The organism is Pseudomonas asturiensis, assembly GCF_900143095.1.
GTDB lineage: Bacteria > Pseudomonadota > Gammaproteobacteria > Pseudomonadales > Pseudomonadaceae > Aquipseudomonas > Aquipseudomonas asturiensis.
In genome coordinates, this window is sequence record NZ_FRDA01000003.1 from 372,618 (window position 1) to 399,304 (window position 26,687).

The 26,687-nt window shown below is 58.8% G+C and carries 21 protein-coding genes; 19 read left to right on the plus strand and 2 right to left on the minus strand.

Features of this window, described 5'->3' with window-relative positions:
• Nucleotides 1-21: 21 nt before the first annotated feature.
• Nucleotides 22-2,721 carry a [protein-PII] uridylyltransferase gene (locus tag BUB69_RS07430; protein ID WP_073163993.1) on the minus strand — a complete coding sequence of 900 codons (2,700 nt, stop codon included), beginning with the start codon at nucleotides 2,719-2,721 and terminating at the stop codon, nucleotides 22-24.
• A 66-nt stretch (nucleotides 2,722-2,787) separates the two neighbouring features.
• The gene (gene map / locus BUB69_RS07435; RefSeq protein WP_073163996.1) at nucleotides 2,788-3,570 is read right to left on the minus strand and encodes a type I methionyl aminopeptidase; all 783 of its coding nucleotides are present in this window, start codon (nucleotides 3,568-3,570) and stop codon (nucleotides 2,788-2,790) included.
• A gap of 312 nt (nucleotides 3,571-3,882) precedes the next feature.
• Between map and rpsB the strand changes: the two genes are divergently transcribed.
• From rpsB to BUB69_RS07530, 19 genes are all read left to right on the plus strand, one after another.
• Nucleotides 3,883-4,626: a 30S ribosomal protein S2 gene (rpsB, locus tag BUB69_RS07440; RefSeq protein ID WP_005615972.1), complete on the plus strand. Its 744-nt coding sequence runs from the start codon at nucleotides 3,883-3,885 to the stop codon at nucleotides 4,624-4,626.
• 190 nt (nucleotides 4,627-4,816) lie between these two features.
• A complete protein-coding gene (tsf, locus tag BUB69_RS07445; RefSeq protein ID WP_024686171.1) occupies nucleotides 4,817-5,686 on the plus strand; it encodes a translation elongation factor Ts in 870 nt (289 codons plus the stop codon).
• 208 nt (nucleotides 5,687-5,894) lie between these two features.
• Nucleotides 5,895-6,638 (plus strand): UMP kinase, encoded by a 744-nt coding sequence (gene pyrH, locus BUB69_RS07450; protein ID WP_073164001.1) that lies wholly within the window; start codon nucleotides 5,895-5,897, stop codon nucleotides 6,636-6,638.
• The gene (gene frr / locus BUB69_RS07455) at nucleotides 6,635-7,192 is read left to right on the plus strand and encodes a ribosome recycling factor (RefSeq protein WP_073164004.1); all 558 of its coding nucleotides are present in this window, start codon (nucleotides 6,635-6,637) and stop codon (nucleotides 7,190-7,192) included. Before pyrH ends, frr begins: the two co-directional genes overlap by 4 nt.
• Nucleotides 7,193-7,208: 16 nt before the next feature.
• Nucleotides 7,209-7,964: a polyprenyl diphosphate synthase gene (gene uppS, locus BUB69_RS07460; protein ID WP_073164008.1), complete on the plus strand. Its 756-nt coding sequence runs from the start codon at nucleotides 7,209-7,211 to the stop codon at nucleotides 7,962-7,964.
• Nucleotides 7,964-8,779 carry a phosphatidate cytidylyltransferase gene (locus BUB69_RS07465; RefSeq protein ID WP_073164011.1) on the plus strand — a complete coding sequence of 272 codons (816 nt, stop codon included), beginning with the start codon at nucleotides 7,964-7,966 and terminating at the stop codon, nucleotides 8,777-8,779. The genes uppS and BUB69_RS07465 overlap by 1 nt, the downstream gene beginning before the upstream one ends.
• Nucleotides 8,776-9,966: a 1-deoxy-D-xylulose-5-phosphate reductoisomerase gene (ispC, locus tag BUB69_RS07470; protein WP_073164015.1), complete on the plus strand. Its 1,191-nt coding sequence runs from the start codon at nucleotides 8,776-8,778 to the stop codon at nucleotides 9,964-9,966. The genes BUB69_RS07465 and ispC overlap by 4 nt, the downstream gene beginning before the upstream one ends.
• Nucleotides 9,967-10,087: 121 nt before the next feature.
• The gene (gene rseP, locus BUB69_RS07475) at nucleotides 10,088-11,440 is read left to right on the plus strand and encodes a sigma E protease regulator RseP (RefSeq protein WP_073164019.1); all 1,353 of its coding nucleotides are present in this window, start codon (nucleotides 10,088-10,090) and stop codon (nucleotides 11,438-11,440) included.
• Between the two features lie 74 nt (nucleotides 11,441-11,514).
• A complete protein-coding gene (gene bamA, locus BUB69_RS07480) occupies nucleotides 11,515-13,902 on the plus strand; it encodes an outer membrane protein assembly factor BamA (RefSeq protein ID WP_073164022.1) in 2,388 nt (795 codons plus the stop codon).
• A gap of 45 nt (nucleotides 13,903-13,947) precedes the next feature.
• A complete protein-coding gene (locus BUB69_RS07485; protein WP_002554721.1) occupies nucleotides 13,948-14,451 on the plus strand; it encodes an OmpH/Skp family outer membrane protein in 504 nt (167 codons plus the stop codon).
• 1 nt (nucleotide 14,452) lies between these two features.
• Complete coding sequence (lpxD, locus tag BUB69_RS07490) at nucleotides 14,453-15,508, plus strand: UDP-3-O-(3-hydroxymyristoyl)glucosamine N-acyltransferase (RefSeq protein ID WP_073164025.1); 1,056 nt, start codon at nucleotides 14,453-14,455, stop codon at nucleotides 15,506-15,508.
• 109 nt (nucleotides 15,509-15,617) lie between these two features.
• Nucleotides 15,618-16,058 (plus strand): 3-hydroxyacyl-ACP dehydratase FabZ, encoded by a 441-nt coding sequence (fabZ, locus tag BUB69_RS07495; RefSeq protein WP_024686180.1) that lies wholly within the window; start codon nucleotides 15,618-15,620, stop codon nucleotides 16,056-16,058.
• Nucleotides 16,055-16,831: an acyl-ACP--UDP-N-acetylglucosamine O-acyltransferase gene (lpxA, locus tag BUB69_RS07500; protein WP_073164028.1), complete on the plus strand. Its 777-nt coding sequence runs from the start codon at nucleotides 16,055-16,057 to the stop codon at nucleotides 16,829-16,831. Before fabZ ends, lpxA begins: the two co-directional genes overlap by 4 nt.
• Before the next feature lie 2 nt (nucleotides 16,832-16,833).
• Nucleotides 16,834-17,976, plus strand: a complete 1,143-nt coding sequence (lpxB, locus tag BUB69_RS07505) for a lipid-A-disaccharide synthase (RefSeq protein ID WP_073164031.1) — start codon at nucleotides 16,834-16,836, stop codon at nucleotides 17,974-17,976.
• 11 nt (nucleotides 17,977-17,987) lie between these two features.
• Nucleotides 17,988-18,638 carry a ribonuclease HII gene (gene rnhB / locus BUB69_RS07510; RefSeq protein WP_163032187.1) on the plus strand — a complete coding sequence of 217 codons (651 nt, stop codon included), beginning with the start codon at nucleotides 17,988-17,990 and terminating at the stop codon, nucleotides 18,636-18,638.
• 63 nt (nucleotides 18,639-18,701) lie between these two features.
• On the plus strand, nucleotides 18,702-22,223 hold the full coding sequence (gene dnaE, locus BUB69_RS07515; protein WP_073164037.1) for a DNA polymerase III subunit alpha: 3,522 nt from the start codon (nucleotides 18,702-18,704) through the stop codon (nucleotides 22,221-22,223).
• Nucleotides 22,224-22,351: 128 nt separating this feature from the next.
• The gene (locus BUB69_RS07520; RefSeq protein ID WP_073164040.1) at nucleotides 22,352-23,299 is read left to right on the plus strand and encodes an acetyl-CoA carboxylase carboxyltransferase subunit alpha; all 948 of its coding nucleotides are present in this window, start codon (nucleotides 22,352-22,354) and stop codon (nucleotides 23,297-23,299) included.
• Between the two features lie 142 nt (nucleotides 23,300-23,441).
• Complete coding sequence (gene tilS, locus BUB69_RS07525) at nucleotides 23,442-24,779, plus strand: tRNA lysidine(34) synthetase TilS (RefSeq protein ID WP_073164043.1); 1,338 nt, start codon at nucleotides 23,442-23,444, stop codon at nucleotides 24,777-24,779.
• 264 nt (nucleotides 24,780-25,043) lie between these two features.
• Entirely contained in the window at nucleotides 25,044-26,675 is a 1,632-nt protein-coding gene (locus tag BUB69_RS07530; protein WP_024686187.1) for a CTP synthase, read from the plus strand.
• Nucleotides 26,676-26,687 lie beyond the last annotated feature (12 nt).

The window sequence follows — 26,687 nt, forward strand, 5'->3', positions numbered from 1 at the left end:
TCTCAAGGACTGCGTCGAAGGTTAAATACTGATGCGCAAATCGCCGCCTGGCTGCGAGTTGACGCTCAGTTGCTTGATGATCGCCTCCTGCAATCGGCTGCACAGTTGCGGGTCTGACAAGGGGTGATTGTCGGCGTCGGTAATAAAGAACACGTCTTCCACTCGCTCGCCCAGCGTCGCAATTTTGGCATTCTGCAATGACAGGTCGAACTCCAGGAAAATCTTGCCGATGCGTGCCAGCAGACCGGGTCGATCCGGCGCGAGCAGTTCCAGCACCGTGACCGGCCGCTGCGCATCGTTGTGAATCGTGACCTGCGGGGCGAAGGCAAAATGCTTGAGCTGCCTTGGCACGCGTCGTTTGATGATCGTCGGGTAGTCGTCCGGGTTGCGCAGCGCCTCGGTCAGGCCTTCGCGGATCTCCTCCACGCGCGCCGGGTTGTCGCCGATCGATCCCCCTTCGTTGTCGAGCACAATGTAGGTGTCGAGTGTGAACTTGCTGCTGGAGGTGATGATCCGGGCATCGTGAATGTTCAGGTTCAACTGGTCCATTGCCGCCACGGTCACCGCGAAGAAGTCATGCTGGTCCGGCGCATAAATGAAGATCTGCGTGCCGCCTTCGAATTCTCGCTGCGTGGTTTCCTTGATCAGGACCAGCGGACCACCATCGGCGGGTTGCTGCAGGATCGCATCGCTGTGCCAGGCCACGTCGCCGGCGGTGTGGCGCAGGAAGTAATCATCGCCCAGGGCGGACCAGAGCTGCTCGACGTCGTCGGGATCGGTGCCGTTGCGCACCAATATGTCCAGCGCCGCGATTTGCGTACGCCGGATCTGCTCTTCGCGATCCACCGGGTTCTCGAGGCCTCGACGCAGGGCGCGTTTGGTCTCGGTGTACAGCTGACGCAGCAGGCTGGCGCGCCAGGAATTCCAGAGCGTGGGGTTGGTGGCGTTGATGTCGGCAACCGTCAGCACGTACAGATAATCCAGGTGTACTTCATCGCCCACGAATTGGGCGAAGTCATGGATGACCTGCGGGTCGGAAAGGTCCTTGCGCTGAGCGGTGGTGGACATGACCAGGTGATGGCTCACCAGCCAGACGATCAGTCGGGTGTCCCAGGCCGGCAGGTGGTGACGCGTGCCGAAGGCTTCGGCGTCGACCGCGCCCAGCTCGGAGTGATCACCGCCACGGCCCTTGCCGATGTCGTGATACAGGCCGGCGAGGTAGATGAGTTCCGGCTTCGGCAGGCGCCCCATGATCTTGCTGGCCAGCGGGAATTTCTCCGACACCTCGGTGTACTGCAGTTTGCGCAGGTGCTTGATCAGGTTCAGCGTGTGCGCATCGACCGTATAGATGTGGAACAGGTCATGCTGCATCTGGCCGACAATGTGGCCGAACTCCGGCAGGTACAGGCCCAGAATGCCGTAGCGGTTCATGCGGCGCAGATTGCGATGAATGCCGATTTCACACTTGAACAGCTCGATGAACAGGCTGGTGTTGCGAATATCGTTACGGAAATCGTCGTTGATCAGGTGCCGGTGTTCGCGCAGCAGCCGGATGGTGTCAGCGCGTACGCCCTTGATTTCCGGGTGCTGGGCCATCAGCACGAATATCTCGATCATGGCGAACGGGGTGCGCTTGAAGACGTTCGGATGGGTCGCCTCTATATAACCGTCATGCAGCTGGAAGCGCGAGTTGAGCGGCTGGGGAGTGCCGCTGTCATCGTCCGACAGAATGACTTCTTCGAAGTGCTGGATGATCAGGTCGCTGAGTTCGGCGATGCTCATGACCACGCGGTAATACTTCTGCATGAAGCGTTCTATGGCGAGCTTGGCATCGCTGTCCTGATACCCCAGCAAGCCGGCAATGCTGCCCTGATAATCGAACAGCAAGCGGTCTTCGGAGCGCCCCGCCAGCATGTGCAGCGCATAGCGGACCTTCCACAGGAAGTCCTGGGAGGAGGCCAGAAGATTGTTTTCGCTTTCCAGCAGAAAACCCTCACCGGCAAGGGCGTGCAGGTTCAGGGTGCCGTATTGGCGGCGTGCCACCCAGAGAATGGTCTGGATGTCGCGAAGCCCACCAGGTGAGCCTTTTACGTTCGGCTCCAGGTTGTACTCGGTATCGTTGTACTTGTGGTGGCGGTTTTTCTGTTCGGCGCGCTTGGCCAGGAAGAAGTCCTTGCTCGGCCACATATGGCGCGGGCTGGTCACTTCCAGCATGCGCTGGCGCAGGTGCTCGGGGCCCGCAATGGTGCGGCTTTCCATCAGGTTGGTGATGACGGTGAGGTCGGCAAGGCCTTCCTGGGCGCATTCGTCCACCGAGCGCACGCTCTGGCCGACTTCCAGGCCGATGTCCCACAGCAGGGTCAGAAAGCGTTCGATAGGCTCGCGAAAGATTTCGTGGTCGGCACTGTCCAGCAGGATCAGCAGATCAATGTCCGAGTAGGGGTGCAGTTCGCCACGGCCATAGCCGCCGACCGCCAGCAGTGCGATATCGGCGTCTTCGCTCCAGTCGAACTGATCCCATGCCTGGCACAGGATGTTATCGACGAACCAGGCACGATCCTCGATCAGTCGGCGGATGTCACGGCCTGACCGAAAGCGCTCGTCCAGGACCTCGCGCGCGTTGCGGATGGCTTTCTTGAAGGCGCCGATCGGGCTGGACTTCAGGGCCAGTTCGGCCTGGAACTGGCCACGGTCGAACAAATCGGGATCTACCTGCGGCATGGAACGGCTTTCCTCATGTCGTGCTGTACGAATGTTCTGTCGGGCAAGCAGCCTGAATCGCGCTGATCAGGGCGATTTGTGTGCGATGGTGTCGTCGCTGCGCAGGGTGAAGATCTCGTAGCCGTCAGCGGTGACCAGAATCGTATGTTCCCATTGCGCCGAGAGCTTGCGGTCCTTGGTTATCGCCGTCCAGCCATCGCCGAGGATTTTTGTTTCAGCCTTGCCCTGGTTGATCATCGGCTCGATGGTGAAGGTCATGCCTTCGAGCAGCTCGATGCCGGTACCGGCTTCGCCGAAGTGCATGACCTGTGGCTCTTCATGAAACACCTTGCCGATGCCATGTCCGCAGAATTCGCGAACCACCGAAAAGCCGTTCTTTTCAGCGTGTTTCTGGATGACTGCGCCGATATCGCCGAGTTTGGTACCGGGACGCACGATCTCGATGGCCTTGTACAGGCACTCTTGAGTGACCTGAGAGAGGCGTTCGGCCCACACCGGCACTTTGCCCACATGGAACATCTTACTGGTGTCGCCGTGATAGCCGTCCTTGATAACGGTGACGTCGATGTTCAGCGTGTCGCCATTCTTGAGCTGCTTTTCACCCGGAATGCCATGGCAGACGACCTGATTGATCGAGGTGCAGATCGATTTGGGAAAGCCTTTGTAGTTCAGCGGAGCGGGTATGGCCTGCTGTTCGTTGACGATGTAGTCATGACAGATGCGGTCCAGCTCTTCGGTGGTCACGCCAGGTTTGACGTGAGGGCCGATCATTTCGAGGACTTCGGCGGCCAGACGGCCGGCAATGCGCATCTTTTCGATGTCTTCGGGGGTTTTGAGGGTGATAGGCATACAGGGGCTCTCGGCATGTCGTGTGCGCGTTTTGTGCGCAAAGGCGCAATTCTACCAGACCGTTGCGCAGCGGGTGATCATCGCTTCCTTTATATGCACGCAGGAGAAGGGCAAAGGCGTGGCGAAACAAGCACTTGATTGGAGTTCCGTTCTCTTTCCTTTTGTGATATAAAATGCGCCGCTTTCCAAGGTCCGTCCTGGAAGCTCAAACCCACACACGTGTCGACACGATGACCTGGGTGCCCTTGGCTCATGCCGCTGGTTGGTCATTGGGATACGTGGAGGCCTAACCCGACTTATCAAGGAACTATCATGTCCCAAGTCAATATGCGCGATATGCTGAAGGCCGGTGTGCACTTCGGTCACCAAACCCGTTACTGGAATCCGAAAATGGGTAAGTACATTTTCGGCGCGCGTAACAAGATTCACATCATCAACCTTGAAAAAACCCTGCCAATGTTCAACGAAGCTCTGACTTTCGTTGAGCGCCTGGCTTCGGGCAAAAACAAGATTCTGTTCGTCGGCACCAAGCGTTCCGCTGGCAAGATCGTTGCTGAAGAAGCAGCACGTTGCGGTTCGCCGTACGTCGACCATCGCTGGTTGGGCGGCATGCTGACCAACTTCAAGACCATCCGTCAGTCGATCAAGCGTCTGCGCGAGCTGGAAGTACAGGCAGAAGACGGTACTTTCGCCAAGCTGACCAAGAAAGAAGCCCTGATGCGTACCCGTGATCTGGAAAAACTGGATCGCAGCCTGGGTGGTATCAAGGACATGGGCGGTCTGCCGGACGCACTGTTCGTTATCGACGTTGATCACGAGCGCATCGCGATCACCGAAGCCAACAAGCTGGGCATCCCGGTCATCGGCGTCGTCGATACCAACAGCAGCCCGGAAGGCGTTGACTACATCATCCCAGGCAACGATGACGCCATTCGCGCCATCCAGCTGTACATGGGTTCGATGGCTGACGCTGTTATCCGTGGTCGTAACAATGTTGCTGGCGGCACCGACGTATTCGTCGAAGAAGCTCCAGCTGCAGCAGCGGTAGAAGGCTGAGTAAAAACGCCTGGCGTTTACTCAGTACGCGAAAAGGGGGCTTAGCCCCCTTTTTGCCACCTATGAAATGATTTGTGGGCGAGCGAGCATGGCTTTAGTGTCATGTGTCGCTGCCACCCTGAATTTTCAAGAATTGCACGCCCGTCTAGTCGGGTGGAATGGTTGAAGACCTATCCAAGAGGATTTTGAAATGGCAGAGATTACTGCAGCGTTGGTCAAAGAACTGCGCGAGCGTACCGGCGAAGGCATGATGGATTGCAAAAAGGCCTTGACCAAGGCTGGCGGCGACATCGAAAAGGCAATCGACGACATGCGTGCTTCCGGCGCTATCAAGGCCGCCAAGAAAGCAGGCAACGTTGCTGCTGAAGGCGCTATCGCCGTCAAGGTTGCTGACGACAACAAGTCCGCTGTCATCATCGAAGTCAACTCGCAGACCGACTTCCTGGCTCTGCAGGACGACTTCAAGAACTTCGTGACCAGCAGCATCGAAAAAGCATTCGCTGACAAACTGACCGACGCAGCTCCGCTGATCGAAGCTCAGGAAGTCGAGCGTACCGCTCTGGTTGCCAAGGTTGGCGAGAACGTCAACATTCGCCGCCTTGCCCGCATCGAAGGCGACGTGGTCAATGCTTACCTGCACGGCAACAAGATCGGTGTTGTGGTTGTCCTGAAAGGCGGCGACGCTGAGCTGGCCAAAGACATCGCGATGCACGTGGCTGCCAGCAACCCTGAGTTCCTGCTGCCATCCGACGTTTCGCCAGAAGCGATCGAACGCGAGAAGAACGTCTTCCTGCAACTGAACGAAGACAAGCTGAAAGGCAAGCCTGCCGAGATCGCCGAGAAGATGGTAAGCGGCCGTATCAGCAAGTTCCTGGCCGAAGCCAGTCTGGTCGAGCAGGCGTTCGTCAAGAACCCGGAAATCAAGGTTGGTGATCTGGCCAAGAAAGCCGGTGCTGAAATCGTTTCCTTCACCTACTACAAAGTGGGCGACGGCATCGAGAAGCCAGTCGACAACTTCGCTGAAGAAGTCGCTGCTCAAGTAGCGGCAAGCAAGAAGTAAGACGGTTTTCCATACTGTCGCCCCAAAGAGGCTGCCCGCTCACGCGTGCGGCCTCTTTGTCGAAAGAAGCAAGGAATTTTTTCCTTGGAGAATGAGCTCATAAGGCCGCATTCTCCCGATGCTCACGGAGCGTCAAGCTAGAGTAAACGCAGGCTGTATAAAGCCCGCACAGATTTTTTTTCAGAAAACGCCGCAGGAGAGATTCGCAATGGCTCAGCAGGGCAGTGGTTATCAGGCTCGCTATAAACGCATTCTACTCAAGCTTAGCGGCGAGGCCCTGATGGGCTCCGAAGAGTTCGGCATCGACCCCAAGGTGCTGGATCGCATGGCGCTGGAAGTCGGCCAGCTGGTCGGCATTGGCGTTCAGGTCGGGCTGGTCATCGGTGGTGGCAACCTGTTCCGCGGCGCCGCTCTGAGTGCTGCCGGTATGGATCGGGTCACAGGTGATCACATGGGCATGCTGGCCACTGTGATGAATGCATTGGCCATGCGTGACGCCCTGGAGCGCGCTAACATTACGGCTATCGTGATGTCCGCCATTTCGATGGTGGGTGTGACCGATCATTACGATCGTCGCAAGGCGATGCGTCACCTGAGCTCCAAGGAAGTGGTGATCTTCGCAGCAGGTACGGGTAATCCGTTCTTCACGACAGACTCGGCCGCTTGTCTTCGAGCCATCGAAATCGACGCCGACGTGGTGCTCAAGGCAACCAAGGTTGATGGCGTCTACACCGCTGATCCGTTCAAAGACCCCAATGCCGAGAAGTTCGATCATCTTTCTTACGATGAAGTGCTGGATCGCAAACTGGGTGTCATGGATCTCACAGCCATCTGCCTGTGCCGCGACCACAAGATGCCATTGCGTGTTTTCAACATGAACAAACCCGGCGCCCTGCTCAATATTGTTCACGGCGGCGCTGAAGGAACCCTGATCGAGGAAGTTCAACAATGATCAACGAAATCAAGAAAGATGCTCAGGCGCGCATGCAGAAATCGCTCGAATCCCTGAGCCATGCCTTTGGCCAGATTCGTACCGGCAAGGCCCACCCGAGTATCCTGGGTAGCGTGATGGTGCCTTACTATGGCGCCGACACCCCGTTGAGCGGTGTGGCCAACGTCACTGTGAAAGACTCCCGGACTCTGCAGGTTGTGGCTTTCGAGCGCAACATGCTGGCAGCCGTAGATAAAGCCATCCAGAGCGCGGGTCTGAACCTCAATCCGACCAACCTCGGTGAGATGCTGCTTATCTCCATGCCGGCCCTGACCGAGGAGACCCGTAAGGGCTTCACCAAGCAGGCGCGTAGTGCTGCTGAAGATGCGCGCGTTGCCGTGCGTAACATTCGCCGCGATGCGCTGGGTGACCTGAAAAAGCTGGTCAAGGATAAGGAAATCAGTGAAGACGAAGAGCGTCGTGCCGCTGCCGATATCCAGAAGCTGACCGACAAGGCTGAGGCGGATATCGATGCTGCAACCAAGGCAAAAGAAGCAGACCTGATGGCTGTATAAGGTTTCGGACGCTTTCATGGAAAAGATAAAACCGGCTGCATTGTCTTCGGTGCCGCGCCACGTTGCCATCATCATGGATGGCAATAATCGCTGGGCCAAGAAACGCCTGTTGCCAGGCGTTGCGGGCCACAAGGCGGGCGTTGATGCCGTGCGTGCCGTTATCGAGGTCTGCGCAGAAGCCAAGGTCGAGGTGCTGACACTGTTCGCGTTTTCCAGTGAGAACTGGCAGCGCCCGGCTGAAGAGGTCGGTGCGCTGATGGAGTTGTTTTTCACGGCGCTGCGTCGTGAAACCAAGCGGCTCAACGAGAACGACATCAGCCTGAGAATCATTGGTGATCGCTCGCGTTTTCATCCTGAGCTTCAGGCTGCAATGCGCGAGGCTGAACTGCGCACATCCGGTAATAACCGGTTTGTGCTGCAGATCGCGGCCAACTACGGTGGGCAGTGGGACATTGCCCAGGCTGCCCAGCGTCTGGCGCGCGAGGTTCAGGCCGGGCACCTGCAGCCGGAGGACATCACGCCGGGCCTGTTGCAAGCGTGTCTGGCAACGGGCGACCTGCCATTGCCGGACCTCTGCATACGCACCGGTGGTGAGCACCGCATCAGCAATTTTCTGCTTTGGCAGTTGGCTTACGCCGAGCTGTACTTCTCCGACCTGTTCTGGCCGGACTTCAAACACGATGCCATGCGCGCTGCGCTGGCTGATTTCGCTTCTCGCCAACGTCGCTTCGGTAAAACCAGCGAACAGGTAGAAGCTGGAGCCCGGGCTTAATGCTGAAACAACGGATCATCACGGCACTCATTCTGTTGCCGATTGCCCTTTGCGGCTTCTTTCTCCTGACCGGGGCGTATTTCGCACTGTTCATCGGGTTTGTCGTCGTGCTGGGTGCATGGGAATGGGCGCGCCTGGCAGGTTTTGCCGGACAATCGATGCGCGTCGGCTATGCCGCTGTCGTGGCTGTCCTGCTGTTTCTCATGTACCTGCTGCCAGGGCTTGAACCCTGGGTGCTTGTCGCGGCAGTCATCTGGTGGGGGGTTGCAACATATCTGGTGCTGACCTACCCCGACTCCAGCGAGCATTGGGCCAGTGCGGCCTGCAAGCTGGTGATCGGTCTGCTTATATTGCTGCCGGCCTGGCAAGGTCTGGTGCTGATCAAGCAGTGGCCGCTGGGTAACTGGCTGATCCTTGCGGTCATGGTGCTGGTCTGGGCCGCCGACATCGGCGCCTATTTCTCCGGCAAGGCATTCGGCAAGCGCAAGCTCGCGCCCAAGGTCAGTCCGGGCAAGAGCTGGGAGGGCGTCTACGGCGGTCTGGTGGTCAGTCTCGGGATCACCGCAGCGGTGGGTATCTCTCGCGACTGGACGATCGGCCAGTTCATCGCCGGTTTGTTGGGTGCAGCCGTCGTTGTATTTATTTCGGTAATCGGCGACCTGACTGAAAGCATGTTCAAGCGTCAGTCCGGGGTCAAGGACAGCAGCAACCTGCTGCCGGGCCATGGCGGTGTGCTGGATCGTATCGACAGCCTGACTGCGGCCATTCCGGTGTTTGCCGTGCTGCTCTGGGCTGCTGACTGGGGTGTCATGTGAGTCGTGCGCAACAGATAACCATTCTGGGTGCTACCGGTTCCATAGGCCTTAGCACGCTGGACGTGGTTGCGCGCCATCCAGCGCTTTATCAGGTTTTCGCACTGACCGGCTTCTCGCGCCTGAACGAGTTGCTCGCGCTGTGCATCAAGCACGCGCCGCAATTCGCTGTCGTGCCTGAGCAGGCCGCCGCTCGCAAGCTGCAGGATGATCTCGCCGCTGCCGGGCTCGATACTCGCGTCCTGGTTGGGGAGGAGGGGCTTTGCGAAGTCGCTGCCCATCCTCAGGTCGATGCGGTCATGGCTGCCATTGTCGGTGCGGCAGGTCTGCGTCCGACACTGGCTGGCGTCGAAGCCGGCAAGAAGGTGTTGCTGGCCAACAAGGAAGCGCTGGTCATGTCCGGCGCGCTGTTCATGCAGGCTGTGCGTCGCAGCGGTGCGGTGCTGTTGCCTATCGACAGCGAACACAACGCAATCTTCCAGTGCCTGCCTGCCGACTTCGCGCGCGGTCTGGGCACGGTTGGCGTTCGGCGCATCATGCTGACCGCGTCAGGCGGCCCGTTTCGTCAGACGCCATTGGCTCAGTTGCATGATGTAACGCCTGATCAGGCTTGTGCCCATCCAGTCTGGTCGATGGGTCGCAAGATATCCGTCGATTCAGCCACCATGATGAATAAGGGCCTTGAGCTGATTGAGGCGTGCTGGCTGTTCGATGCTCGTCCCTCGCAAGTGGAAATCGTGATTCATCCGCAAAGCGTGATTCACTCGCTGGTGGATTACGTCGATGGTTCGGTTCTGGCTCAGCTCGGCAATCCCGACATGCGTACGCCGATCGCCAATGCACTGGCCTGGCCTGCGCGTGTAGAATCGGGCGTGGCACCGCTGGACCTGTTTCGTATTGGTCAGCTGGATTTTCAGGAGCCCGATGATGAGCGTTTCCCTTGCCTGCGGCTCGCCCGGCAGGCAGCAGAGGCGGGCGGCAGCGGGCCTGCGATGCTCAATGCTGCGAATGAAGTGGCCGTGGCTGCCTTTCTTGATGGGCGTGTCCGTTATCTGGAAATCGCCAGTATCATCGAAGACGTGCTGAATCTTGAGCCGGTGACTCAGGTTGAAGAGCTTGATGCCGTGTTCGCTGCTGACGGTCGTGCGCGCGTACTGGCTGGACAATGGCTTGAGCGGCATGGGCGATAACGTTGTACGAATCAGTGTGCAAGGCAGCCGGTGAAGGGCTTGATGGAGTGCGTCACGGGCAGGTCCCTGGATCTGCGATGATAAACACACTTGCCGACGAGTCGGTACCCGGAGAAAGTCGATGAGCGCGTTATACATGATTGTCGGCACCCTGGTTGCGCTGGGTGTGCTGGTCACCTTTCACGAGTTCGGCCATTTCTGGGTGGCTCGGCGTTGTGGCGTCAAGGTTCTGCGGTTTTCGGTCGGTTTCGGCACGCCGCTTGTACGCTGGCACGACCGCCAGGGCACTGAATATGTCATCGCCGCGATTCCTTTGGGCGGCTACGTGAAGATGCTCGATGAGCGCGAAGGCAATGTTCCCCCTGAGCTTGCCGATCAGTCGTTCAACCGCAAGACGGTGTATCAGCGCTTCGCGATCGTCGTTGCAGGTCCGACGGCGAATTTTCTGCTGGCCATCGTGTTCTTCTGGCTGCTGGCGATGCTCGGCAGCGAACAGGTGCGTCCGGTCATCGGTGCAGTAGAAACAGGCAGCATCGCCCAGCGTGCAGGTCTCGCTTCCGGTCAGGAAATCGTTTCCATTGATGGCGAGCCCACCTCCGGCTGGTCCGCGGTCAATCTCCAACTGGTTAGGCGCCTGGGTGAAAGCGGTACAGTCGCCGTCAAACTCAGAGAGCAGGGTTCGACGGTTGATACCTCCCGTGAGCTGGTTCTTGATAACTGGCTCAAGGGTGCCGAAGAGCCGGATCCGATCAAATCCCTCGGCATTCGTCCATGGCGTCCTGCGTTGGCACCGGTGCTGGCAGAGCTCGATCCAAAGGGACCGGCTCAGGCCGCTGGGCTCAGGATGGGTGACCGTCTGATTTCTGTTGACGGACAACCGCTCAATGAATGGCAGCAACTGGTTGACTGGGTGCGCGAGCGTCCGGGTGCCAAGGTTTCGATGCGTATCGAGCGCGACGGTGCATCGCTCGATTTGCCTGTCACGCTCGCCTCCCGTGGTGAGGGCAAGGCTGCTGCCGGTTATCTGGGTGCAGGCGTCAAGGCGGTCGATTGGCCTCCGGAAATGCTGCGCGAAGTCAGCTACGGTCCGTTCGCCGCCATGGCCGAGGGTGTGAAGCGTACCTGGACCATGAGCGTGCTGACCCTGGACTCGCTCAAGAAAATGTTGTTCGGCGAGCTCTCGGTAAAAAACTTGAGTGGACCGATAACCATTGCTAAAGTGGCGGGCGCTTCGGCCCAGTCGGGCATTGGAGACTTTCTCAACTTCCTCGCTTATCTGAGCATAAGCCTAGGGGTTCTGAATTTGCTGCCCATTCCCGTCCTGGACGGGGGGCATTTGCTGTTTTATCTGATCGAGTGGGTGCGTGGTCGCCCCCTTTCGGAAAAGGTTCAAGGTTGGGGGGCACAGATCGGTATCAGTCTGGTGGTGGGCGTTATGTTGCTCGCGCTGGTCAACGATCTGGGCCGACTGTAAAGCGTTGCCGAGTTGCGAATCTGCCGCATTTTGCGGCAGTTTGTTTATTGCCAGTTGGAATAAGAAAGGACTTCATGAAACGTCTGCTGCTAACTGCGGTTCTTGCCGCACTGATGATCGCTGAAGTTCACGCCGAGTCCTTCACCATCTCCGATATCCGTGTCAACGGCCTGCAGCGGGTTTCCGCCGGCAGCGTCTTTGGTGCACTGCCACTGAACGTGGGTGAGCAGGCGGATGACGGTCGTCTGGTCGATGCCACTCGTGCGTTGTTCAAGACCGGTTTCTTTCAAGATATCCAGCTGGGTCGCGATGGCAACGTACTCGTCATCTCCGTCGTGGAGCGTCCTTCGGTTGCCAGCATCGAGATCGAAGGCAACAAGGCGATCTCCACCGAGGACCTGATGAAGGGCCTGAAACAGTCAGGCCTGGCTGAAGGTGAAATTTTCCAGCGCGCGACACTCGAAGGCGTGCGTAACGAACTGCAGCGCCAGTACGTGGCCCAGGGTCGCTACTCGGCCGAGGTTGCTGCCGAAGTCGTGCCGCAGCCGCGCAACCGCGTTGGCCTTAAGATCAATATCAATGAAGGCACTGTTGCATCCATCCAGCACATCAACGTGGTGGGCAACACCGTATTCCCTGATTCCGATCTGGTCGACCTGTTCGAGCTCAAGACCTCCAACTGGCTTTCCTTCTTCAAGAACGACGACAAGTACGCTCGCGAAAAGCTGTCTGGCGACCTGGAACGTCTGCGTTCGTACTACCTCGACCGCGGCTATATCAACATGGATATCGCCTCGACTCAGGTGTCCATCACGCCTGACAAGAAAAACGTCTACATCACGGTCAACATCAACGAAGGCGAGAAGTACAGCGTCAAGTCGGTCAAGCTCAGCGGTGACCTGAAAGTCCCTGAAGATCAGGTCAAGTCCCTGATGCTGGTTCAGCCGGGCCAGGTCTTTTCGCGCAAGGTCATGACCACGACGTCCGAGCTGATTACCCGTCGCCTGGGTAACGAGGGTTACACCTTCGCCAACGTGAACGGCGTTCCGACCCCGAACAACGAAGACCACACCGTGGACATCACCTTCGTGGTCGATCCCGGCAAGCGTGCCTACGTGAACCGCATCAACTTCCGTGGCAACACCAAGTCTGCGGACGAGGTGCTGCGTCGTGAAATGCGTCAGATGGAAGGCGGCTGGGCTTCGACCTATCTGATCGACCAGTCCAAGACTCGTCTGGATCGTCTGGGCTTCTTCAAGGAAGTCAACGTCGAGACCCCGGCCGTTCCGGGCACCGACGACCAGGTTGACGTGAACTACGCAGTTGAAGAGCAGGCTTCGGGTTCCATCACGGCCAGCGTCGGCTTTGCACAGAGCGCCGGTCTGATCCTGGGTGGTTCGATCAGCCAGAACAACTTCCTGGGTACAGGTAACAAGGTCAGCATCGGTCTGACCCGTTCCGAATACCAGAGCCGTTACAACTTCAGCTATGTCGATCCGTACTACACGCCGGACGGCGTGAGCCTGGGTTACAACGCGTTCTACCGCACCACCAACTACGACGACCTTGATGTCGACGTGGCAAGCTATGCGGTCGACAGCCTGGGTGCAGGTATCAGCCTGGGCTACCCGATCAGCGAAACCTCGCGTCTGACTTACGGGCTGAACGTTCAGCAGGACAAGATCAAGACCGGTCGCTACACCGTGGATGAGATCTTCGACTTCCTTGACAAGGAAGGCGACAACTTCCTGAACTTCAAGGCTTCCGTGGGCTGGTCCGAATCCACCCTCAACAAGGGCGTGCTGCCGACCCGCGGTCACTCTCAGAGCCTGGTGTTCGAGTCCACATTGCCGGGCAGCGATCTGTCGTTCTTCAAGCTGGACTACCGCGCTCAGTATTTCCATCCGATTTCGGATAACTACACCCTGCGTCTGCATACAGAGCTGGGTTATGGCGACGGCTACGGTTCCACAGACGGGCTGCCGTTCTACGAGAACTACTATGCGGGTGGCTTCAACTCGGTTCGTGGTTTCAAAGACAGCACGCTGGGTCCTCGCAGTACGCCAAGCAGAGGCGCTGAAGATGGCGGCCGACCAGGAACGATCAGGGATCCCGATCAGGATCCGCTACCGTTCGGCGGTAACGTCCTGGTTCAGGGCGGTGTAGAGGTCATGTTCCCTCTGCCGTTCATCAAGGATCAGCGTTCGCTGCGTACGTCCGTGTTCTGGGATGTGGGTAACGTCTTCGACAGCAACTGCAGTTCGAGCAAGGTTCCCACCACTGGCCAGAAGGTCGAGTGCAACAACGTGGACTTCTCCGGCATGGCCAGTTCGGTCGGTGTCGGCGTGACCTGGATCACCGCGCTCGGTCCTTTGAGCTTCGCCCTGGCGATGCCGATCAAGAAACCGGACGACAATTCCGAAACTCAGGTTTTCCAATTTTCCCTGGGTCAGACTTTCTAAGCGCCTGACCTTTGATAACGCAACGAATTTTGTAGGAGTTGTATTGTGCGTAAGTTGACTCAATTGGTACTGCTGGCCACCGTTCTGGTCGCAAGCCCTGCTTTTGCTGACATGAAAATTGCTGTACTGAACTATCAGATGGCGCTGCTGGAATCTGACGCTGCGAAGAAGTACGCCGTTGATGCCGAGAAGAAATTCGGCCCGCAACTGACCAAGCTGAAAAGCCTGGAAAGCAGCGCCAAGGGCATCCAGGATCGTCTGGTGAGCGGTGGTGACAAGATGGCTCAGCCAGAGCGTGAGCGTCTGGAGCTTGAATTCAAGCAAAAGGCTCGTGACTTCCAGTTCCAGTCCAAGGAACTGAACGAAGCCAAGGCCGTTGCCGACCGTGAAATGCTCAAGCAACTCAAGCCAAAGCTGGATCAGGCTGTTGAAGAAGTCATCAAGAAAGGTGGTTTCGACCTGGTATTCGAGCGCGGTGCGGTGATTGACGTCAAACCTCAGTATGACGTTACTCGCCAGGTCATCGAGCGCATGAATCAGCTGAAGTAATATGAGCGCGACCATTAAACTCGGCCAGTTGGCCGAGTTCCTGGGCGCCACGCTACGTGGCGACAAGGACAAGGACATCAACGGGCTGGCCACTTTACAAGAGGCCGGCCCTGATCAGATCAGTTTCCTGGCAAATCCCCAATACCGTAAGTTTCTGGTCGATACCCAGGCCGCTGCTGTGCTGCTCAAGCCTGCAGATGCCGACAGTTTCACCGGAAACGCGCTGTTGGTGCCGGATCCGTACCTGGCCTATGCCCGAATCTCCCATCTGTTCGATCCCAAGCCCAAGGCTGCTGCCGGTATCCATCCGACTGCGGTCATTGCCGCTGATGCTGTTGTCGATCCTGCTGCAAGCGTCGGTGCGTTTGCCGTGATCGAAAGCGGTGCCCGGATCGCCGCGCAGGTCACCATCGGTGCGCAGTGTTTCATCGGCGCCCGGTGCGAGATTGGAGAGGGCGGCTGGCTGGCACCTCGTGTGACGCTTTACCACGACGTTCGCATCGGCAAGCGTGTGGTCATTCAGTCCGGTGCAGTGCTGGGCGGCGAAGGCTTCGGCTTTGCCAATGAAAAGGGCGTTTGGCAGAAAATCGCTCAGATCGGTGGTGTCACGATCGGCGATGACGTGGAGATCGGCGTGAACACCGCCATCGACCGCGGCGCGCTGGCAGACACCCGGATTGGTAACGGCGTGAAGCTGGATAACCAGATTCAGATTGCTCACAACGTACAGATTGGCGACCACACGGCCATGGCGGCCTGCGTCGGCATCTCTGGAAGCACGAAGATCGGCAAGCACTGCATGCTCGCCGGTGGCGTGGGGCTGGTGGGTCATATCGAGATCTGTGATGGTGTTTTCATCACGGGGATGACCATGGTGACGCATTCCATCACCGAACCCGGTTCCTATTCTTCGGGCACTGCCATGCAGCCTGCCGCCGAATGGCGCAAGAGCGCGGCACGGCTACGCAAGATCGATGACATGGCTCGTCGTCTGCAAAAGCTCGAAAAGGCCGTCGACACAGTGACCAGCGTCGGTAATGTTTCATCTGATGGCTGATACCTTTTTAATATCAAGCGTGCACAGTCGATAAACTGCCTCCTTGATGTAGAGGAGTGCTGCGCAGTCGCGACGCACTCCTAATCTTTACTACAGGCTTCCCCTCGAAATGATGGACATCAAAGAAATTCGCGAATACCTGCCTCATCGTTATCCGTTCCTCTTGGTGGATCGCGTGACAGAGCTGGATATCGAGAACAAAACCATTCGCGCCTACAAGAATGTCAGCGTCAACGAGCCTTTTTTCAATGGCCACTTTCCTCAGCACCCGATCATGCCGGGCGTGCTGATCATTGAGGCCATGGCGCAGGCTGCCGGGATCCTGGCGTTCAAAATGCTGGATGCCAAACCGTCCGACGGCACGCTCTATTATTTCGTGGGTTCGGACAAGCTGCGCTTTCGTCAGCCGGTTCTGCCGGGCGACAAGCTGGTTCTGGAAGCCAATTTCCTGAGCTGCAAGCGTCAGATCTGGAAATTCGAATGCAAAGCTACCGTCGACGGTAAGGCGGTATGCTCCGCTGAAATCATCTGTGCGGAACGCAAGCTATGAGTTTGATTGACCCTCGCGCAATCATCGATCCGACGGCCGTTCTGGCCGACAATGTGGAGGTCGGCCCCTGGTCGATCATCGGAGCCGGTGTGGAACTTGGCGAGGGTACAGTGGTTGGTCCTCATGTCGTGCTCAAAGGCCCGACGAGGATCGGCAAGCACAACCGCATCTATCAGTTTTCCTCGGTAGGCGAAGACACACCTGATCTGAAGTACAAAGGCGAGGAAACGCGTCTGGTGATCGGCGATCACAATGTGATTCGCGAAGGTGTGACAATCCATCGTGGCACGGTCCAGGACCGTGCTGAAACCACGCTGGGCGACCATAACCTGATCATGGCTTACGCCCATATCGGGCATGACAGCGTCATCGGCAACCACGTCATTCTGGTCAACAACACGGCGCTGGCAGGTCATGTTCATGTCGATGACTGGGCGATCCTCTCCGGCTTCACGCTGGTGCATCAGTTCTGCCATATCGGCGCGCACAGTTTTTCCGGCATGGGCACTGCCATCGGCAAGGACGTTCCGGCGTTCGTGACGGTGTTTGGGAACCCGGCCGAAGCACGCAGCATGAACTTCGAGGGCATGCGCCGTCGTGGTTTCTCGGAAGAGGCTATCCACGCGTTGCGCAGGGCCTACAAGACTGTGTACCGCCAGGGGCTGACGGTTGATCAGGCGATTGCCGAGCTGGCAGAACCTGCAGCTCAGTTTCCCGAGGTTGCCGTGTTCCTGCAGTCCATTCAGACCTCGACCCGCGGCATTACCCGCTAACCATGGCGAGCCTATTGCGTGTCGCTCTGGTAGCCGGCGAGGCGTCCGGCGATATCCTCGGGTCCGGTCTGATGCGTGCCATCAAGGCGCGTCATCCCAATGTGGAGTTCATCGGCGTGGGTGGCCCACTCATGGAGGCGCAGGGCATGCAGTCCTGTTTCCCCATGGAACGCCTCTCCGTCATGGGACTGGTGGAAGTGCTTGGGCGTCTGCGTGAGCTGCTCGCCCGCCGCAAGCTGCTCGTCCAGACGCTGATCGATGAAAAGCCAGACGTGTTCATCGGTATCGACGCGCCCGATTTCACCCTCAACATCGAACTGCAACTGCGCCGCGCCGGCATCAAGACCGTCCACTACGTGAGCCCGTCTGTCTGGGCGTGGCGCCAAAAACGGGTCCTCAAGATTCGTGAGGGCTGCGACCTGATGCTGACGCTTCTGCCGTTCGAAGCCCGTTTCTATGAAGAAAAGGGCGTGCCGGTCCGTTTCGTCGGGCATCCGCTGGCGGACACGATTCCGTTGGAGTCCGACCGTGGCGCGGCCCGCGCTGAGCTTGGGCTGACAGGCGAGGGTGCTGTCGTGGCGCTGATGCCCGGTAGCCGTGGCGGTGAAGTGGGGCGACTCGGGAGTTTGTTCTTCGAGGCCGCCGAACGCCTGCTGGCGCAGCGTCCGAATTTGCGTTTTGTGCTGCCATGCGCGAGCCCTCAGCGACGCGCTCAGATTGAAGCCTTGCTGCAAGGCCGCGATCTGCCTGTCACCCTGCTCGATGGTCGGTCGCATGTTGCGCTGGCAGCTTGCGATGCCGTGTTGATCGCGTCCGGCACGGCGACGCTGGAAGCGCTGCTCTACAAGCGACCGATGGTGGTTGCCTATCGCATGGCCCCGGTGACCTTCTGGATACTCAAGCGGCTGGTCAAAAGCCCTTACGTTTCCCTGCCCAATCTGCTGGCCCAGCGTCTGCTGGTCCCTGAGCTGTTGCAGGATGCCGCGACGCCCGAGGCACTTGCTCAAACGCTGCTGCCGTTGATCGACGCCGGTCAGGTGCAGACTGACGGGTTTGATGAAATTCATCGGACCCTTCGCCGCGATGCGTCCAATCAGGCTGCCGATGCGGTATTGAATCTGCTCGGCCAACCGTCTCCACTGTGAGTAAGCCTATGATTCAAACAGGTCTGGATTTCACGCTGGTCGAAGATCTGGTAGCCGGTGTCGACGAAGTCGGTCGTGGGCCGCTATGCGGCGCGGTCGTGACGGCTGCTGTCATTCTCGATCCGGCAAGGCCCATTCTGGGACTCAACGATTCCAAGAAGCTCACCGAAGCCAGGCGCGAGAAGCTGTTCGATGAAATTCAGGAAAAGGCGTTGTGCTGGTTTATCGCCCGGGCTGAAGTCGAGGAAATCGACGAACTGAATATTCTGCATGCCACGATGCTGGCCATGAAACGTGCGGTCGAGGGGCTGAGCATCACGCCCAAGCTGGCCCTGATTGATGGCAACCGGTGCCCGCAACTGTCCGTGCCGTCTGCGCCCGTCGTGCAAGGTGATGCCAAGGTGCCCGCCATCGCGGCAGCATCGATTCTCGCCAAGGTCAGTCGTGACCGGGAAATGGCCGCGTTCGAGCTTATTTATCCGGGTTATGGCATGGGCGGTCACAAAGGTTATCCGACCCCTGTGCACCTGGAAGCCCTCGCGCGGCTGGGGCCGACGCCCATTCACCGACGTTCGTTTGCGCCCGTTCGCGCGGCCCATGAAGCCCGCGCGGCCATGATGATGGTGCAGGGTCACCCGTCGATGGGTTTGCTGCAGGACTGACGTTTCAGTCAGGGCTCGCTACAATCGCGCCCTCGTTTTCCGTTTTCGCGTTATAGGATCACCATGCCGGCTTCTTTTGTTCATCTACGCCTGCACACCGAATACTCGCTGGTCGATGGTCTGGTCCGGGTCAAACCGTTGATCAAGGCACTGACCGGCATGAACATGCCTGCCGTAGCGGTGACCGATCAGAACAACATGTGCTCGCTGGTCAAATTCTACAAGGCCGCGCAGGGCTCGGGCATCAAGCCGATCTGCGGGGCCGATCTGTGGTTGGCCGGCCGCGACGAAGACGCAGCACTTAGCCGTATCAGCTTGCTGGTCATGAACGCCCAGGGCTACCGCAACCTCACCGAATTGATCTCTCGCGGCTTCATCGAAGGGCAGCGCAACGGCCAGATCGTGATCCAGCGCGAATGGGTGGCTCAGGCCAGTGACGGCCTGATCGCGCTGTCTGCCGCGAAGGAAGGCGAGATCGGCATGGCGCTGCTCGGTGGCAATCCGGGCGAGGCCGACGAGCTGCTGCGTGAGTGGATGTCGGTTTTTCCTGATCGTTTCTACATCGAGGTGCAGCGCACCAACCGCAATAACGATGAAGAGCACCTGCATGCCGCCGTCGCGCTTGCTGATCGGCATGGCGCGCCGCTGGTGGCGACCAACGATGTGCGTTTCATCAAGCAGACCGATTTCGAAGCCCATGAAACCCGTGTCTGCATCGGTGAAGGCCGCGCGCTGGATGACCCTCGCCGGTCGCACAATTACAGCGACCAGCAGTACCTGAAAAGCCCGGAAGAAATGGCCGAGCTGTTCAGCGATCTGCCCGAGGCACTCACCAACAGCGTCGAAATCGCCAAGCGCTGCAACATCGACGTCAAGCTGGGCACGCACTTTTTGCCCAACTTCCCGATTCCCGATGGCATGACCATCGACGAGTATTTCCGCAAGGTCTCGTTCGACGGTCTGGAGGAACGCCTCGCGGTCCTGCTGCCCAAGGACACCACGGAAGATTACGACGCCAAGCGACAGGTGTACGTCGACCGGCTGAATTTCGAGCTGGATATCATCATCCAGATGGGGTTCCCCGGTTACTTCCTGATCGTGATGGATTTCATCCAGTGGGCCAAGAGCAACGGCGTGCCGGTGGGGCCTGGGCGTGGATCGGGTGCCGGTTCGCTGGTCGCCTATGTGCAGAAGATCACGGATCTCGATCCGCTGGAATACGACCTGCTGTTCGAACGCTTCCTGAACCCCGAGCGGGTTTCGATGCCCGACTTCGACGTCGACTTCTGCATGGACGGTCGCGACCGGGTCATCGACTATGTGGCCGAAAAGTACGGCCGCAACGCGGTAAGCCAGATCATTACCTTCGGTTCGATGGCGGCCAAGGCGGTGGTGCGGGACGTGGCGCGGGTGCAGGGCAAGTCTTACGGCCTTGCAGACCGGCTGTCGAAAATGATCCCGTTCGAAGTCGGCATGACCCTCGAAAAGGCCTATGAGCAGGAGGAAATCCTGCGCGACTTCCTCAAGGTCGATGAAGAAGCCGCTGAAATCTGGGAGATGGCCCTCAAGCTCGAAGGCGTCGTGCGTAACGTGGGCAAGCACGCAGGGGGTGTGGTGATCGCGCCCACCAAGCTGACGGACTTCTCGCCGATCTACTGCGACGAGGCCGGTGATGGCCTAGTAACCCAGTTCGACAAGGACGACGTCGAGGCGGCAGGGCTGGTCAAGTTCGACTTCCTGGGGCTGCGAACCCTGACCATCATCGACTGGGCGCTGAAGACCATCAATCGCGACCGCGCCAAGGTCAACGAAGCACCGCTGGACATCGCCTTCATCCCGCTGGATGACATGCCGACCTACCAGTTGCTGCAGCGCGCCGAGACCACGGCCGTGTTCCAGCTCGAGTCGCGGGGCATGAAGGAACTGATCAAGAAGCTCAAGCCCGACTGTCTGGAAGACCTTATCGCACTGGTGGCCCTGTTCCGTCCGGGGCCGCTGCAATCGGGCATGGTGGACGACTTCATCAACCGTAAGCACGGTCGCGCCGAGCTGTCCTACCCGCACGTTGATTATCAGTACGAGGGCTTGAAGCCAGTACTGGCACCGACCTACGGCATCATCCTGTATCAGGAACAGGTGATGCAGATCGCGCAGGTCATGGCGGGCTATACCCTCGGTGGCGCAGACATGCTACGCCGTGCGATGGGTAAGAAGAAGCCCGAGGAAATGGCCAAGCAGCGTGGCGGTTTCATTGACGGTTGCAAGACCAACAACATTGACCCGGATCTGGCGGGTAACATTTTCGACCTGGTAGAAAAGTTCGCAGGTTACGGTTTCAACAAGTCTCACTCCGCCGCTTACGGTCTGGTGTCGTACCAGACCGCCTGGCTGAAGACCCATTACCCGGCGCCGTTCATGGCCGCTGTGTTGTCGGCGGACATGCACAACACCGACAAGGTCGTGACCTTGATCGAAGAAGTGCGCACGATGAAGCTGCGCCTCGACGCGCCGGACGTGAATACCTCGGATTTCAAGTTCACGGTCAGCGACGACGGCCGGATTCTGTATGGTCTGGGCGCGATCAAGGGCGTGGGCGAGGGGCCGGTCGAAGCGATCACCGAGGCGCGCCTGAGCGGGCCTTTCAAGGACCTGTTCGACTTTTGCGCCCGTGTCGATCTCAAGCGCGTGAACAAGCGCACGCTGGATGGCCTGATTCGCAGCGGTGCACTGGACCGCCTGGGCCCTTATTTCGAGCTGGAGCCCAAGGCCTATCAGGCCAATATCGACCGTAACCGCTCGGTACTGCTTGCCGCACTGGAAGAAGCCATTCAGGCCGCAGAACAGACTGCGCGCAGCCGTGACAGCGGCCACTCGGACCTGTTTGGCGGACTGTTTGTGGAAGAAGACGCCGACGTCTACGCCAACCATCGCAAGACCCGCGAGCTGAGCCTCAAGGATCGCCTGCGTGGCGAGAAGGAGACCCTGGGGCTTTACCTGACAGGGCATCCGATCGACGAGTACGAAGGCGAGATTCGTCGGTTCGCCCGCCAGCGCATCATCGACCTGAAGCCTGCCAGGGACACCCAGACGGTCGCCGGGTTGATCATTGCCCTGCGTGTCATGAAGAACAAGAAGGGCGACAAGATGGGGTTCATCACCCTGGACGACCGCTCGGCGCGTATCGAGGCATCGCTGTTTGCCGAGGCGTTCCATTCTGCACAGTCGTTGCTGCAGACCGATGCTATGGTGGTGGTTGAGGGCGAAGTCAGTAATGATGACTTCTCGGGTGGCTTGAGGTTGCGTGCCAAACGCGTCATGAGCATTGAAGATGCGCGAACCAATCTGGCCGAGAGCCTGCGAGTGACGGTGCATGCCGATGCGCTCAAGGGCGATCGACTGCGCTGGCTCGGCGATCTGTGCAAGCGCCATCGCGGTGCCTGCCCGATCACTGTGGATTACACCGGGAAGGATGCCAAAGCGTTGCTGCAATTCGGAGAAGCATGGCGAATTGATCCGGCGGACAGCTTGATTCAAGCTCTGCGTGACCAGTTCGGACGTGAGAACGTCTTTCTCCAGTATCGCTGAACGCCGCAGGCTCGATCTGCGCTCAGCCCTGAATTTTAATTTCGACCTGAACGCGCCTGTTCCCCAAGGGAAAGGCGCAGACGGATCAACCGGCCGGCCTCTTGGCCGTCTACCCAAGACGGATGCCTATGAACCCGAATTTTCTTGATTTCGAACAGCCTATCGCTGACTTGCAGGCCAAAATCGAAGAACTGCGCTTGGTGGGTAATGACAACTCGCTGAACATCGGCGACGAGATCTCCCGGCTGCAAGACAAGAGCAAAACGCTCACTGAAAGTATCTTCGGCAACCTGACCAGCTGGCAGATCGCGCGCATGGCGCGTCATCCGCGTCGTCCGTACACCCTGGACTACATCGAAAACATCTTCACCGAGTTCGATGAGTTGCACGGCGACCGTCACTTTTCCGATGATGCGGCCATTGTCGGCGGCGTAGCCCGTCTGGAAGGCCAGCCGGTGATGGTGATCGGTCACCAGAAGGGCCGTGAAGTCCGCGAAAAGGTACGCCGCAACTTTGGCATGCCGCGCCCTGAAGGCTATCGCAAGGCCTGCCGCCTGATGGAAATGGCCGAGCGCTTCAAGATGCCGATCCTGACCTTCATCGACACGCCTGGCGCCTATCCTGGTATCGACGCTGAAGAGCGCAACCAGAGTGAAGCAATTGCCTGGAACCTGCGTGTCATGGCGCGCCTGAAGACGCCTATCATCGCCACTGTGATTGGTGAAGGCGGTTCGGGCGGGGCACTGGCCATCGGCGTGTGTGACCAGCTGAACATGCTGCAGTATTCGACCTATGCGGTCATTTCGCCGGAAGGCTGCGCTTCGATTTTGTGGAAGACGGCCGAGAAGGCGCCGGATGCTGCCGAGGCCATGGGTATCACTGCCGAGCGTTTGAAGGGCCTGGGTATCGTGGACAAGGTCATCAACGAGCCGCTGGGTGGCGCGCACCGTGACCCGGTGGCGGCCTCTGCTTCGATTCGTGAAGAGCTGAGCAGCCAGTTGGCAATGCTCAAGAAGTTCGACAACGACGCGCTGCTGGCCCGTCGTTACGATCGTCTGATGAGCTACGGCCTGTAAGGCAATGCGAGAGAGGGCGCTGTGTTTCCGGCACGGCGCTCCCTCACGACCGTTGCACACTGGCGCTATGGCAAAGGCATAACTCTTCGCGTTACCGTGCGCTCCGTTGGTTGCGTGCTGCCTGGCACGAGTGAACTTGGCAATGACCAACTCCAGACACAGCGGTGATGATCTTCCCTCCAGGGTTCTTCAGGCGCTGATGCCCTGGCGCGATGCGCCCGTTTGGCAGGTCGGGTTCTCCGGCGGCCTCGATTCCACTGTTCTGCTGCATCTCCTGACTGAACTCGCCAGGCGCGAGCCTCTGCCCGAGTTGAAAGCCATTCATGTTCATCACGGTTTGCAGGTGGTTGCCGATGACTGGCCGCGGCATTGTCTGCAGGTCTGTCAGGCGTTTGGTGTGCCGTTCCAGATGATCAGTGTGAAGGTGGAGTCGGGCGCCAGCATCGAGCGGGCGGCCCGTGAGGCACGTTATGCAGCCTTCTGCAGGCAGCTTGGCGAGGCGCAAGTGTTGCTGACGGCGCAGCATCGCGACGATCAGGCTGAAACACTGCTGTTTCGTCTGTTACGTGGCGCAGGCGTTCGAGGGCTTGCTGCAATGCCCGGGTATCGTACGTTGGGACGGGGGCATCTGGTCAGGCCACTGCTTGACTGTTCACGCAGCGAGCTTGAAGGCTATGCCCGCGAGCACGGCTTGAACTGGATCGAAGACCCCAGCAATGACGACGTGCGGTTTTCACGGAATTTCCTGCGCGCACAGATAATGCCTTTGCTGACATCCAGATGGCCGCAGGCTGTTTCCAGCATGGCGCGCACGGCCCGTCATCTTGGAGAAGCCCAGCAACTGCTGGGCGAGCTGGCGGAACAGGATCTGGCGGATGCGCAGGCCACCACACCGTTTGCCTGGCTCGGCCTTCCCGTGCTGGCCCTCGGGCCTCTCGCAGGGTTGTCCGCGACTCGGCAACGCAACGCGCTGCGTCACTGGCTCGCCCCACTGACCCTTTTGCCTGATACCGATCACTGGGCCGGGTGGGCGACCTTGCGGGATGCGGGGGAGGGCGCACAGCCGGTCTGGCGACTGGCTGACGGCGAGTTGCATCGCACGCAAGGGCATATCTGGTGGTTGTCCGGGCCCTGGCTGCAGCGTTGCGAAGGTATAAGTGCCTGGCCTGATCCCTGTCAGCCATTGCATCTGCCCGGCAACGGCCAGCTCACCCTGCAGGGCGACGCGCCTTCGGCACCGGTTGAGGTGCGTTATCGTCAGGGCTCTGAGATCCTGCAGGTGGCGGGGCGTGGGCATCGCGATCTCAAGCGTCTGCTCAATGAGCAGCACGTGCCGTCCTTCGTCCGCGGCAGATTGCCGCTGCTGTACGGTGATGATCAGTTGCTGGCAGTGGCCGGCCTGCCTGGACTGGACGCGGCGCCCAATGGAAGCTGGCGTTTACAGTGGACGGCACCGGCCAGCGACCAAAGTTTGAGCTGAAAGGCCCTTTCAGGTAGACTACGCTCCCTTCTTGATACAGCTTCTGTTGGTTCTTTTGAAACAACACAAGTTGCCGGTTACCAACCAGTGTTTACTGGGCGATTCTTAAAATGTGGCGCGCAATAGGCAGGCTTATGGCCAGTCGGTTTCAACGCAGCAGTTTCGGGAGTGCACCGTGAATTTTGTCGGTAATCGGGGGCTTCGGCCTTCCTTCGCTTTCCCCGGCGGCTCTGACCGCTTTAACGCAGACTTCTAGGGTTTTTCATGACGCGCTACATCTTCGTCACGGGCGGTGTTGTTTCTTCATTGGGGAAAGGCATTGCCTCGGCTTCATTGGCGGCCATCCTGGAGGCGCGGGGGCTTAAAGTCACCATGCTCAAACTGGATCCCTACATCAACGTGGACCCAGGCACCATGAGCCCGTTCCAGCACGGTGAGGTGTTCGTCACCCACGACGGCGCTGAAACCGACCTGGACCTTGGTCACTACGAGCGGTTTATCCGCACCACCATGACCCAGAACAACAACTTCACCACTGGCCGTGTGTACGAACACGTCCTGCGCAAAGAGCGCCGTGGTGATTATCTGGGTGCGACCATTCAGGTCATTCCGCACATCACTGACGAGATCAAACGCCGCATCATCAAGGGTGCAGGCGATGCCGACGTGGCACTGGTCGAGATCGGCGGCACGGTCGGCGACATCGAGTCGCAACCGTTCCTGGAAGCCATCCGCCAGCTGCGTTTCGAAGTCGGCGCACGCCGCGCGATGCTCATGCACCTGACGCTGGTGCCTTACATCGCGACAGCGGGCGAAACCAAGACCAAGCCCACTCAGCACTCGGTCAAGGAACTGCGCTCCATCGGCCTGCAGCCTGACGTCCTGGTCTGCCGCTCCGATCATCCGATCGACACCTCGTCGCGTCGCAAGATCGCCCAGTTCACCAACGTTGAAGAGCGTGCGGTCATTGCGCTGGAAGACGCCGACACCATCTACAAGATCCCTGGCATCCTGCATTCGCAGGGTCTGGACGATTTCGTCGTCGAGCGTTTCGGTCTGCAATGCGGCGGTGCCGACCTGTCCGAATGGGACAAGGTTGTCGATGCCAAGCTCAACCCTGAACACGAAGTCACCATCGCGATGGTCGGCAAGTACATGGAGCTGCTCGACGCCTACAAGTCGTTGATCGAAGCCATGAGCCATGCCGGTATCACCAACCGCACCAAGGTCAATCTGCGCTATATCGATTCTGAAGACATCGAGAACCAGGGCACTGGTCTGCTCGAAGGCGTGGACGCAATTCTGGTTCCAGGCGGTTTCGGTCTGCGCGGTGTCGAAGGCAAGATCACGGCGGTTCAGTTCGCCCGCGAAAACAAGGTTCCGTACCTGGGTATCTGCCTGGGCATGCAAGTGGCAGTTATCGAGTTCGCACGTAACGTGCTGGGCTGGAAGGACGCCAACTCCACCGAATTCGACCGCACCAGCGCCCATGCTGTCGTCGGTCTGATCACCGAGTGGGAAGATGCGACCGGCGCTGTGGAAACCCGCACCGAAAGCTCCGACCTGGGTGGCACCATGCGTCTTGGCGCACAGGAATGCCAACTGGAGTCGGGCTCGCTGGTTCACGACTGCTACAAGAACGATGTGATCGTCGAGCGTCATCGTCATCGTTATGAAGTGAACAACAACCTGCTGCCACAACTGGTCGAAGCGGGCCTGAAGATTTCCGGTCGTTCCGGCGACGGCGCACTGGTTGAAGTGGTCGAAGCACCGGATCATCCATGGTTCGTCGCCTGCCAGTTCCACCCGGAGTTCACCTCGACGCCACGTGACGGCCATCCGCTGTTCAGCGGTTTCGTCAAAGCCGCACTGGCTCAACGTCAAAAGAACGCCTGACAGGGATATCAG